The 12,053-nt window shown below is 59.6% G+C and carries 12 protein-coding genes; all 12 read left to right on the top strand.

The features are described 5' to 3' along the window. The first annotated feature begins 4 nt into the window (after positions 1-4). The 12 genes from G560_RS18975 to G560_RS0109790 all read left to right on the top strand — a co-directional run bounded on the left by G560_RS18975 (position 5) and on the right by G560_RS0109790 (position 12,048). Positions 5-976: a glycosyltransferase family 2 protein gene (locus tag G560_RS18975; RefSeq protein WP_022704148.1), complete on the top strand. Its 972-nt coding sequence runs from the start codon at positions 5-7 to the stop codon at positions 974-976. Next, positions 955-1,974 (top strand): glycosyltransferase family 2 protein, encoded by a 1,020-nt coding sequence (locus G560_RS0109845; protein ID WP_022704147.1) that lies wholly within the window; start codon positions 955-957, stop codon positions 1,972-1,974. Before G560_RS18975 ends, G560_RS0109845 begins: the two co-directional genes overlap by 22 nt. Positions 1,975-2,158: 184 nt before the next feature. Next, on the top strand, positions 2,159-3,097 hold the full coding sequence (locus tag G560_RS18970; RefSeq protein WP_033419344.1) for a hypothetical protein: 939 nt from the start codon (positions 2,159-2,161) through the stop codon (positions 3,095-3,097). Positions 3,098-3,211: 114 nt separating this feature from the next. Next, the gene (pyrC, locus tag G560_RS0109835) at positions 3,212-4,252 is read left to right on the top strand and encodes a dihydroorotase (RefSeq protein WP_022704145.1); all 1,041 of its coding nucleotides are present in this window, start codon (positions 3,212-3,214) and stop codon (positions 4,250-4,252) included. Positions 4,253-4,358: 106 nt separating this feature from the next. Next, positions 4,359-5,036 carry an orotate phosphoribosyltransferase gene (locus G560_RS0109830; RefSeq protein ID WP_022704144.1) on the top strand — a complete coding sequence of 226 codons (678 nt, stop codon included), beginning with the start codon at positions 4,359-4,361 and terminating at the stop codon, positions 5,034-5,036. Between the two features lie 252 nt (positions 5,037-5,288). Continuing rightward, a complete protein-coding gene (locus G560_RS0109825) occupies positions 5,289-6,782 on the top strand; it encodes a replicative DNA helicase (RefSeq protein ID WP_022704143.1) in 1,494 nt (497 codons plus the stop codon). 209 nt (positions 6,783-6,991) lie between these two features. After that, complete coding sequence (gene alr / locus G560_RS0109820; protein ID WP_022704142.1) at positions 6,992-8,047, top strand: alanine racemase; 1,056 nt, start codon at positions 6,992-6,994, stop codon at positions 8,045-8,047. A gap of 116 nt (positions 8,048-8,163) precedes the next feature. After that, positions 8,164-8,535 carry a hypothetical protein gene (locus G560_RS18965; protein WP_022704141.1) on the top strand — a complete coding sequence of 124 codons (372 nt, stop codon included), beginning with the start codon at positions 8,164-8,166 and terminating at the stop codon, positions 8,533-8,535. Positions 8,536-8,706: 171 nt separating this feature from the next. Continuing rightward, positions 8,707-9,495 carry a hypothetical protein gene (locus G560_RS18960; protein ID WP_022704139.1) on the top strand — a complete coding sequence of 263 codons (789 nt, stop codon included), beginning with the start codon at positions 8,707-8,709 and terminating at the stop codon, positions 9,493-9,495. 73 nt (positions 9,496-9,568) lie between these two features. Continuing rightward, positions 9,569-10,018: a paraquat-inducible protein A gene (locus G560_RS0109800; RefSeq protein ID WP_028913944.1), complete on the top strand. Its 450-nt coding sequence runs from the start codon at positions 9,569-9,571 to the stop codon at positions 10,016-10,018. Between the two features lie 44 nt (positions 10,019-10,062). Then, on the top strand, positions 10,063-11,421 hold the full coding sequence (gene radA, locus G560_RS0109795; RefSeq protein WP_022704137.1) for a DNA repair protein RadA: 1,359 nt from the start codon (positions 10,063-10,065) through the stop codon (positions 11,419-11,421). A gap of 21 nt (positions 11,422-11,442) precedes the next feature. Then, complete coding sequence (locus G560_RS0109790) at positions 11,443-12,048, top strand: CvpA family protein (protein WP_022704136.1); 606 nt, start codon at positions 11,443-11,445, stop codon at positions 12,046-12,048. The last annotated feature ends 5 nt before the right edge of the window (positions 12,049-12,053 follow it).

Raw genomic sequence — 12,053 nt, 5'->3', positions numbered from 1 at the left:
CGTGATGGGCGGATACACCGTTATCACCACAATGAAGAACGAAGCCGCGTTTTTACTGGAATGGGTCGCGCATTATAAGGCCTTGGGGTTTGACCATCTGGTGATCTGCACCAATGATTGTGCCGATGTGACGGTCGAGATGGTGCTGCGTTTGCAAGACTTGGGTTTGGCACGGCATCATCCGACACGGCATTGGCCTGTGACGTCTATCCAGCGGTCTGCGTTGAAACAGGCGCGGCGCTATGTTGAGGTGACCGAGGCGGAATGGATTTACGTCTGTGATGCCGACGAGTTTTTGGTGGTGAAGGTGGGCGACGGTTCCGCGCGGGCGTTGGTGGCGGCGGCAAGCACCGAAGCCGAGGTGATATCGGTGGCGTGGCGGGTGTTTGGGCCGGATGGCCGCCGTGAGTATGTCGATGCGCCGGTGACGGGGCAGTTTTGCCGTGCGGGGGCCGAAGATTTGCGGCAAGGGATCTATGCCAAATCGCTGTTTCGTGGGCTGGAAAATATGCAACGCATTGGCATTCATGGCCCGATACCGCGCGCCGAATTGGGCCGGCCCTTGCGCCGCGAGATGCCGGGGGGGATTGGTATTTCGCCGCAGGTGAACGCGATGCTGGCGGCGCGCGATTATCGCGTCGCACAGGTGAACCATTATGCGCTGCGGTCGCTGGACAGTTTTTTGGTAAAACGGGATCGGGGGCGGGTGAACCATACGGGCCAGACGATGGAGGCCGAGTATTGGGACCGCTTTGATGTGGCGGATGTGGAATGTGATGCCATTCGCCGCTATGACGATGCGGTGGCCGCGTGGCGGGCGCAGTTGCAGGCAGATGCCGCGCTGGACGGTTTGCATATGCAGGCTTTGGCGTGGCACCTGACCAAGATTGCCGAGCTACGGGGACAGGCTGACTATGCGCCATTGTTGGCGGCCCTAGAGGAAAGGATAAGCAAATGCGCGCCACCGCGATCCTGACAGTCCGCAATGAAGGCGCGTTTGTGCTGGAATGGCTGGCGCATCACCGCGCCTGCGGGTTTACCGATTTTCTGGTGTTTTCCAATGATTGCACGGATGGCACCGATGCGATGCTGGACCGGCTGGCGGCGATGGGGCAGATCACCCATATCCGCAATGACGGGCCGCATGACGAGGGGCCGCAATGGGCGGCATTAAAGGCGGCGGACAAACACCCTTTGGTGCGCGGGGCCGATTGGATTTTGTTTTTCGATATTGATGAATTCGTCAATATCCATGTGGGCGACCATACCTTGACTGCGCTGTTGGCCGCCCTGCCCGATGCCACCGCTATTCCACTGACTTGGCGGCTGTTTGGCAATGCGGGTGTGGTGGGGTTTGAAGACCGGCCCGTCACCGAAACATTCACCCGCGCCGCCCCATCCGTGTTGCACTGGCCGTGGCGTGCGGCGCTGTTCAAGACGTTGTTTCGCCGCGATGGCAGCTACAAAAAGCTGGGCGTCCACCGCCCCCGCAGCCCCGCCAACACCGATACCCAGCGCTGGTTTGACGGGTCGGGCCGCGAATTGCCGCCCGAGTTTCACCGCAACCGCATCTTTTCCCCTTTTGGCCGCGACAATTACGAATTGGTGCAACTGAACCACTATGCGCTTGGCGCGATGGAAAGCTATCTGGTCAAATGTGATCGGGGCCGCGCCAACCGCGATGCATCAAGCTTTGACATGGGGTATTGGGTTGAACGCAATTTCTGCGATGTCGAGGATCGGTCGATCGCGGCCTTGGGCCCGTTGCGCGCAGCGATTTTGGCAGCGCTAAAGGCTGACCCCGTTTTGCAAGATTTGCACCGGACGGCCGTAAACTGGCGCAAGCAACGCTTTACGGAACTGATGCAGGATGAAAACTGGCGCGGTTTGTTCGGGCGGTTGATGTTGTCAAACCCCGCGCGCTGTTTGACCGAGGCCGAGGCGCGGCTGATTTGGCAGCATGGGGTCAAATAGATCACGCGTAAGGCCCGATCTGCGCAACAGTCGTGCCGGATTGTTTCTTGAAAAACCGCAAATGCCACCATCTTGCCCCGTTGTCTGCCCGTTTGTGCCACGCAACACTGACATTGATTGCAGATGAAATACCCTAGTGATTGCCCGCCAGTTATCTACACCAAATGAATTGATGGAATGCCCGATGTCCCAAAGTGCTGATACCACAACACCCAACGCCGCCCCGCTTGACCGCGCGGGTAGGCTGTCGCTGCTGCAAAAGATGGGTGAGGATTCGGGCTCGTTTGACGCTTTGGGCGCGCATCACTGGGCGATCTTGAACGACGACGGGCCGACCCTTGTCATCAGCTTTGACCGGCTGGAAGATATCATGGCGATGGAACCCGGCAAGATGCCGCATATTTTTGGCCAAGCCACCCATAATGGCTGGTCGCACCTAAGCCTGATCAGCGAAGGCGAAACCTGGTATCGTGACGCATCGGTATTCGCTCATTTGGACCGACTGGTGGACGAATCGTTTTTCGATAACTTTGACCGCGTTGTGTTTTACGGCGCAGGCATGGGCGCCTATGCGGCGGCTGCGTTTTCTGTCGCGGCCCCTGGTGCCACGGTTTTGGCCGTGCAGCCCCGCGCCTCGCTTGACCCAGACATCGCGGGGTGGGACACGCGCAATCTGCACGCCCGCCGCCTGAACTTTACCAAACGCTATGGCTATGCGCCCGATATGATCGAAGGGGCTGCACAGGTCTTTACGCTGCATGACCCCTATGCGCGGCTGGATGCGATGCATGTGGCCCTATTTCGCAAACCCTTTGTCACCAACCTGAAAGCGCGGTTTTTAGGGGAAAACGTGGCGACAGCCTTGGCTGAAATGGGGGTTTTGCCAAAATTGGTAAAGGCGGCCTGCGACGGAAAGCTGACCGCCAAGGCCTATAACCTGCTGTGGCGCGAACGCCGCCATTTCGGCGGGTATCTGCGCTGGATTTTGAGGGCCTGCGCCGAAGCGGGCCATCCAAAGCGCGAGGCGATGGTGTGTCGGTCTGTCACGTCACGGCTGCGCGCCCCAGGGTTTCGCAAGCATCTGGAAAAGCTGGAACAAAGCGGCGTCCTGGACCAAAAGTAACCAGTCCTCCCTGCGATTGGGCACCTGATCCGGCGCTGAAATACGGCGACGGCTTTGGCTTTTCCGATTTTTATCACTGGAAAACAAAGGGCGGATAGTCTAGCGCTTTGCCCCATGACACAGAGCATCACCCTGCCCCGCCCCGATGATTGGCACTTGCATTTGCGCGACGGCGCGATGTTGCAAGGCGTTTTGCCCGAAACCGCGCGCCATTTCGCCCGCGCGATCATTATGCCCAATCTGGTGCCACCTGTGGTCACGCTGGCCGATGCGCAGGCCTATCACGGGCGCATCATGGCGGCGCTGCCCAAGGGGATGCATTTCGAGCCGCTGATGGTGCTATACCTGACCGAAGGCACAGACCCCGCCGATGTAGCTGCGGCGCATGCCTCGGGGTTGGTCAAGGCGGTAAAGCTGTATCCGGCGGGGGCCACCACCAATTCCCACGGCGGCGTGCGCGATATTGATAAAGTGCGCGGCGTGCTGGAAAAAATGGCCGAGATTGGCCTGCCTTTGTGCGTGCACGGCGAAGTGACAACGCCCGAGGTAGATATTTTCGACCGCGAGGCGGTGTTTATCGACACAGTCCTTGACCCGCTGCGCCGGTCCATCCCCGGATTGCGGGTAGTGATGGAACATATCACCACCGAACAAGGCGTGGCCTATGCCCGCGCGGGCGGTGATGATCTGGCCGCGACAATCACCACGCATCACCTGATCATCAACCGCAACCACATCCTCGCAGGCGGCATAAAACCGCATTACTATTGCCTGCCCGTGGCCAAACGCGAACAGCACCGCCTTGCCTTGCGGGCCGCGGCCACTTCGGGCGAGCCTCGGTTTTTCCTTGGCACCGATTCCGCCCCGCATGTGGATGCGCTGAAGGAACACGCTTGCGGCTGTGCAGGCTGCTTTACCGCCACCAACACCATGCCGCTGCTGGCGCATGTGTTTGAGGAAGAGGGCGCGCTGGACAAGCTCGAACATTTCGCCGCGCGCAATGGCCCCGCCTTTTACCGCTTGCCCGTCAACAAGACAACGATGACCCTGACCAAAGGTGCTGCCGCCCAATGGCCCGATAAAATCCTGACCGAGGCTGGCCCCGTAACCGTTTTCAACCCCGGCTTTCCCGTACATTGGCATGTAGAAGGCTGATCCTGTTTCTGTTTTCAAATATCCCCCGCGGAGCGCCTAGCCGTGGGGAGCAGAGCCTCCGGCGGGGATATTTGAAAACAGAAAAAGGCAAAAAGGACCCCGCGCAATGATCCCCACCAGCTTCCCCCCCGCCGAAGAAATCGCCCGCCTAACTGCGCGGATGCTGTTGGAAATAAAGGCCGTGCATTTCAACGCAGCCGAGCCGTTTACGTTGGCGTCGGGCTTGCCCAGCCCGACCTATATCGATTGCCGCAAGCTGATCTCCTATCCGCGCATCCGGTCCACCTTGATGGATTTTCTGACTGTCACTGTCATGCGCAATGCGGGGTTTGAGGCGTTTGACAACATTGCCGGCGGCGAAACGGCGGGCATTCCCTTTGGAGCTTTGGTGGCCGAGCGTATGGCGCTGCCGATGACTTATGTCCGCAAAAAACCCAAAGGATACGGTCGCAACGCGCGTATTGAAGGGGTGATGACCGAAGGTCAGCGTGTGCTGTTGGTTGAGGATCTGACCACCGATGGCGGATCAAAACTGTCGTTTGTCGATGCGATCCGCGAAACGGGGGCGACTTGTGCCCATACGGCGGTCATTTTCTATTACGGGATTTTCCCCGACACCACGCAAAAACTGGCCGATCATGGTGTCGCCTTGCACCATCTGTGCACCTGGTGGGATGTCTTGGCCGAAGCCCGCGAAAGTGGTGCTTTTGACGCTGCCACCTTGGCCGAAGTTGAAAGCTTCCTCCACGCGCCCCGCGCTTGGCAGGATGCCCGCAAGGGCTAACCCTGCCTTGTCGCTTAGCATTTCCTGCGCCCAAAATTTTCTGGGGGCGCTTTTGGGGATAGCTTTGCCGAGAATCGCTGATTTGGGCAAAGCCCCTGCAATTCCCTACCGGATGTGGTAGGATGGGGAGCGCGCGCCACCAAAAAGGCGGTTTTCCACAAGGCTTACGGCGGTTTATCCCCAAAGTTATTAGCCTTTCCGTGAACCGCCATCCTCGGCTACAAAGCAGCAGGTTAGACAAAAGGGTCCGCTATGAATGAAGTCGCACCGATCAAGCAACAGCTTCCGGCACAGATCGAGGCTGACAGCCTGCCCCATAACATCGAGGCCGAGCAGCAATTGCTGGGCGCGATCCTGACCAACAACGATGTCTATGACCGCATTTCCAGCCTTGTGAAGGCCGAGCATTTCTATGATCCGGTCCACAGCCGCATTTTCGAGATTGCCTCTGCCCGCATTCAGAAAAACGCCCTCGCCTCGCCTGTCACGCTCAAGGCTTTCCTCGAGGATGACATGGGCCTGAAGGAACTGGGCGGCCCGTCCTACCTTGCGCGCCTTGCGGGTGCGGCGATTTCCAGCTTTGCGGCGCGCGATTATGCGCAGATGCTCTATGACCTTGCCGTGCGCCGTGAACTTATCGGTTTGGGCCGCGATATTTCGGCACGCGCCGCCAAAGTCGATGTGGCGTCCGAGCCCAAAGAACAGATTATCGAAGCCGAACAGCGGCTTTACAAACTGGGCGAACAAGGCGTTGCCGAACGAGGGTTTCAAAGCTTTTTGAAAGCCGTGACCGAGGCCGTCAACAGCGCCAACGCCGCCTATCAACGCGACGGCGGGCTTGCGGGTACGTCTACAGGCCTGATTGATCTCGATAAAAAGCTCGGCGGCTTGCACCCTTCGGATTTGCTGATCCTCGCAGGGCGCCCGTCGATGGGCAAAACCTCGCTTGCCACCAACATCGCCTTTAACGTGGCCAAAGCCTACAAGCGCGGCCCTTTGCATGACGGCGGCGAAGGGGCGGTTGAGGGCGGGGTGGTCGGCTTTTTCAGCTTGGAAATGAGCGCCGAACAGCTGGCCGCCCGTATCCTGTCCGAGGCGTCCGAAGTGCCATCCGAACAAATCCGCCGTGGCGACATGACCGAACAGGAATTCCGCCGCTTTGTCGAAGCCGCCAAAAGCCTCGAGGCCTGCCCGCTTTATATCGACGACACGCCTGCCCTGCCCATCAGCCAAGTCGCCGCCCGCGCGCGCCGCCTGAAAAGGACCCACGGGCTGGACGTGCTGATCATCGACTATCTTCAACTGCTCAAAGGCACCGGCAAAGGCGAAAACCGCGTGAACGAGGTGTCGGAAATCACCCAAGGGCTGAAAGCGATTGCCAAGGAACTCAACATCCCCGTGATCGCCTTGTCCCAGCTGTCACGCCAAGTGGAAAGCCGCGAAGACAAGCGCCCGCAGCTGAGTGACCTTCGCGAATCCGGCTCCATTGAGCAAGACGCCGATGTAGTGATGTTCGTCTACCGCGATGAATATTATAAGGAACGCGAAAAACCGGGCGACCACGAGCTGGAAAAAATGGCGCAATGGCAATCGGTTATGGAAAGCGTGCATGGCAAGGCCGAGGTTATCATCGGCAAGCAACGCCACGGCCCCATCGGCTCTGTGGAACTGTCGTTTGAAGGCCGCTTCACCCGCTTTGGCAACCTCGCCAAAGCCTGGCAGGAAGGCCCCGATAACGGCTACTGACCGTCCTTTCATCTTGGCCCAAATACCTAAACCCATCACCGCCCCGCACAACACATCCGTTCGTCCAAAACCGCCCGCGACACTGCACCACGTCAGTGCCGCGCGCAGGGGGCTCAATGCCCCCAAGCGCGGCTCCCCCCCCCCCGCGCAAAGCCACATAAACCGCCGATTCCCCTTGACCTAAATCCCCAGTCAGTCAAAACAACGTCATGGCCACAGCAACCCTCTCTATCGACCTTGATGCAATCGCCGCCAATTGGCGCGCGCTTGACCGTTTGTCCGGCCCCGACACCCAGACAGGCGCTGTGGTTAAGGCCGATGCCTATGGTTTGGGCGCTGGCCGTGTGGCCCGCGCTTTGGCCCATGCAGGCGCGCGCCGATTCTTTGTCGCCTGCGCCGAGGAAGGTGCCGCCGTGCGCCAAGCCTTGGGTCATGGCCCGCAAATCTCGGTCTTTTCCGGCCATATGGCGGGCGACACCGATATGATCCATGATCTAGATCTGACACCGATGCTGAATTCCATCAACCAGATCACCCGCCATCTGGAATCGCTGCCGGGCCATCCGTTTGGCATCCAGCTTGATACCGGAATGAACCGCCTTGGCATGGAACAAGGCGAATGGGAGGCGGTTGCCGCCTTTGTGCTGGACGCCGGCCCCGAATTGTTGATGAGCCACCTTGCCTGCGCAGACGAGCCGGGACATGAGATGAACGCCGCGCAACTGGCCGAATTCCACGCCATGACCGATGGCATTGACGTGCCGCGCTCGCTTTCGGCCACGGGTGGGTTGCTGCTTGGCCCTGAATATCACTTTGACCTGACGCGCCCCGGCATCGGCCTTTATGGCGGCTTGCCGTTTGAGGATGCCACCCCCACAGTCGCCTTGGCCTTGCCCGTGATCCAGCTCCGCGAATTGGCGATTGGCGAAACGGTGGGTTACGGCTGCACTTGGGTGGCAGAGGCGCCAAGCCAGATCGCGTCGGTTTCGGGCGGCTATGCCGACGGGTTGCTGCGCAGCCTTGGCAACCGCGCGGTGCTTTGGGCAGGGAACGTGCCCTGCCCCATCGTCGGCCGCGTGTCTATGGATACGATCACTGTTGATGTGTCGCATCTGGAACAGGCCCCGCGCACGCTCGACATTCTTGGGCCGCACCAATCGGTTGATGATTTGGCCGATGCCGGCGACACGATCGGCTATGAAATTCTGACAGGTCTTGGGGCCCGCTACACCCGCCGCTATATTGAGGGCACCGGTCGGGGATAAAGGCGGCATGCGTGCCCCTTTTGAGATTTTGGCGCCCCCCAAATGGAGATCGTTTCGATGACAGGCTTTCCCCTTGCGCACCGATCCGGCGGCTGTTTTGTGCAGGTCGCAGCGTGATGGGTGGCGGGCAGGCTGTTTTGATCTGGTTCATCGGCTCGGGCATTGCCTGCATTTTGCTGCTGGCGTGGGCCGCCATTGCCGGGCTTGGCGCGGGGCGTCACCGCATGCTCGCCTTTACCTTGCTTGCGCTGACGGCCGCATTGGCCGCCTTGCCGTCGGGACTGGGCCAGTTGCGGCGGGCCCATACGTTCCCGCTATCCTTAACCTTGTTTTCGGGCGCCACACTTTGCCTGATCGCCGCCGTGGCCGTATTGTGGAAATTGCGGCGCGCGCCGGATGTCAAACGCAGTGCCGATCTGGGAATCGCCGCTTGTCTGAACCTGTGGTTGGCGCTTTGGGCCACATTGACGCCGTTGTCATATCTTTAAGTCAGCTGCCGCGCACAACCCAAAGCGGTATCAGTTTCGCTTTGGGAAACAATCACACCTTGGCCACCGCAATTGCAGATAACTGCGTTGGATTTTTCCATTTTCCCCGTTGATTTTGAACGTCTTTTGCGGCTGGGTAAAGGTTAAGTAAATGTTACCTTGGGGGGTTACATGTTTAACCATCGTCAATCCTTGCTGCAAACCTTGCAGCAAGCGATGCAAGTTTTCAGTCATATCGTTATTGTCACTGGCACAATTGTTCTTGTCGCGGCCACAGGGGCGGCGGCCATCGGGGTCCTACCCTGGCCCGAACTCTCGCTGCGCTGGGGTGCGCAATATATTCCTGATGCAGGCATGTACGGACAACTTGGGTTGACAGCCTTGCTGATTATGCTGTGCTTTTTCTTGCCCGCCAATATGCGGATGTCGCGGCTTGAACGCTCGCACCGGTCGTTCCAAATCTCGATGGATGATGTGCGCCGCGCCTATGAGGTGGTCCATAACGCCGACCGTCGCTCTGTTTTCGCCCTGTCGTCGGAATTTGAAGACATGCGCAAACGGTTGGAATACCTGCGCCAGCACCCCGATCTGTCGCATCTGGAACCCGAGCTGTTGGAAATCGCGGCGCAGATGAGCCATCAGTCCCGCGATATTGCACGGGTCTATTCGGTCGAGCGGGTCGAGCGCGCCAAGACCTTCCTGAAACAACGCCAAGAGGAAGTGGCCCAAACCACAGAGCGTCTGAAACTGGCGCGCACAACCTGCGAGGAGCTGCGCCGCTGGCAGGATGATCTGGAAGCAGGCGAGCGCGAGAATACCAAAGGCCTGCGCGCCTTGGAAAGCGACCTGCGCGATATTCTGCCCACCTTGGGCTATGATGTCGATGATATGCGCGACGCCAATATCGTAAACCTGCCCAAGCAACCGACCCACCCGTCCGTTGGGCCGCAAAAGCAGTAAGCCCTGCTTGACCTTGGCGCAGGCCGCACCCTATAGCCTAGCGGCAACCAAAGGGGGCAGGCATTTGCGGTATATCTTGATTGCGCTGAACCTGTCATTGCTGGTTTTGTTTCCTTTGTCATGGTTCGCCCCCTTGATGCGCGCGGGGGTGCTGCCCTTTTTCGATCTGTCCGAAATCTCGGTCATATCCGGCCTGCAGGCCTTGTGGGGCAAGGATGTGTCGCTGGCCCTGCTGGTCACGTTTTTCGCCATTTTCGCGCCGTATCTAAAAACCATCGGGCTGGCCTTGGTGCAGTTCCGGCTGCTGTCGCCGCGCGTCGCCCCTGCCTTACACATCTTGGGCAAGCTGGCGATGGCCGATATCTTTTTGATCGCGCTGTATATTATCTTGATCAAGGGCATCGGGCTGGCGCGGGTTGAAACCGCATGGGGGCTTTATCTGTTCACCGGCTGCGTGTTGGCGTCGCTTGTGCTGTCGATTGCGGCCGCGCGTAAACCTGCGCAAAATGGGCAAAACGCCTAAGCCTTCCCCCTTGCGCCGATGCGCGCATCATTGCATCAAGGCGCATGGCAAAATCATCACCCGCCTTTACCTGTACCGCCTGCGGCGCCGCCCATAAAAAATGGGCCGGCCAGTGCGAGGCGTGCAAAGCGTGGAATTCGGTGATCGAAGAGGCTCCGCTGTCGGCTGGCCCGAAATCGCTGGGCGGCAAGGGGCGCAAAATCGCGTTAACCGATCTGGCGACCCAATCCGCCCCGCCGCCGCGCGCGACCAGCGGCATGGACGAATTTGACCGCGTTTTGGGCGGTGGGCTGGTCGAGGCCTCGGCGATTTTGGTGGGCGGCGACCCTGGGATCGGCAAATCCACGTTGTTGCTGCAAGCGACCGCTGCCTTTGCGCGGCGCGGCGTGAAATCGATGTATATTTCGGGCGAAGAGGCGACAGCACAGGTGCAAATGCGCGCGCAACGTCTGGGCCTTGCCGATGCGCCCGTGATTTTGGGCGCCGAAACCAACCTGCGCGATATTCTGACCACGCTGGACACAGAACGCCCAGGGCTGTGCGTCATCGATTCCATCCAAACGATGTGGCTGGATACGGTCGACAGCGCCCCCGGTTCGGTGTCCCAAGTCCGGTCCGCCGCGCATGAGCTGGTGACCTTTGCCAAAAAGCGCGGCGTGGCGATTATTCTGGTGGGCCATGTCACCAAAGACGGGCAAATTGCAGGCCCGCGCGTGGTTGAACATATGGTCGATACGGTTTTGTACTTTGAGGGCGAACGCGGCCACCATTTCCGCATTTTGCGCGCGGTGAAAAACCGCTTTGGCCCCGCCGCCGAAATCGGCGTGTTTGAAATGACCGGCGACGGGCTGGCGCAAGTCACCAACCCGTCCGCGCTGTTCCTGTCGGACCGCGACAAACCCGCCCCCGGATCGGCGGTGTTCGCGGGCATCGAAGGCACGCGCCCTGTGCTGACCGAAATTCAGGCGCTCGTCTCACCCTCCCCCCTTGGCACCCCGCGCCGCACGGTTGTGGGCCTCGACTCTGGCCGCCTCTCGACGATTCTCGCCGTGCTCGAGGCGCGCTGTGGCATCCCCTTTGCAGGCCTTGATGTGTACTTGAATGTGGCCGGCGGCATGCGCGTGTCCGAACCCGCCGCCGATCTGGCCGTCGCCGCCGCCTTGCTTTCCGCGCGCGAGGATGTTGCAATTCCGCCAGATATGGTGCTTTTCGGTGAAATCAGCCTGTCTGGGGCCTTACGTCCCGTCTCTCAGACCGAAAATCGGTTGAAAGAGGCGATGAAACTTGGTTTCACACAGGCAATTGCGCCCTCTCGGTCAAAAATGGCCGGGGTTGATGGGATGACGGTCCGCCAAATGCCCGATTTGACGGCGTTTGTGGGCGAAATATTCGGGGCTGGTTAACAGACCCAAAAGGAGACGGCTATGGAAGGCTTTACCCTGATCGACGGTGTGGTTGCACTGGTCATCGTACTCTCGGCGGTGCTGGCCTATTCGCGGGGCTTGGTACGCGAGTCGCTGGCGATTGCGGGCTGGGCAGGAGCTGCAGTGCTGGCCTATGCCTTTGCGGCCCAAGCGCAACCGTTGGTCAAAGAACTACCCGTGGTCGGCAAGTTTCTGGCCGACAGCTGTGAATTGTCGATCATCGCGGCCTTTGCCGCCGTCTTTGCCATTGGCCTTGTGATTGCAGCGCTGTTTTCGCCGCTTTTGTCCTCTCTCGTCCAACGCTCTATCCTTGGTGGCCTTGATCAGGGCCTCGGGTTCCTGTTCGGCGTCGTACGCGGTGTGCTGTTGGTGGCCGTGGCCTTTATCGTTTATGATCGCGCCGTGGCGGCCAACACCGTGCCGATGGTGGATAATTCACGCTCGGCCAAGGTGTTTGCGTCGTTCCAAACCAATATCGACGACACCATCCCTTCGGATGCACCAGGCTGGATCGTGGCCCGCTATGAATCGCTGACCGGCAGCTGCGGCGCGCCAGTAACGGACCCTGCGGCTGTCACACCAACGGCCCCTGCGGCGGGCAACTAAGCCTT

The organism is Pseudorhodobacter ferrugineus DSM 5888 (genome assembly GCF_000420745.1).
In the GTDB taxonomy this organism is placed as follows: Bacteria; Pseudomonadota; Alphaproteobacteria; order Rhodobacterales; family Rhodobacteraceae; genus Pseudorhodobacter; species Pseudorhodobacter ferrugineus.
This window is presented reverse-complemented; position numbering and strand designations above follow the sequence as displayed.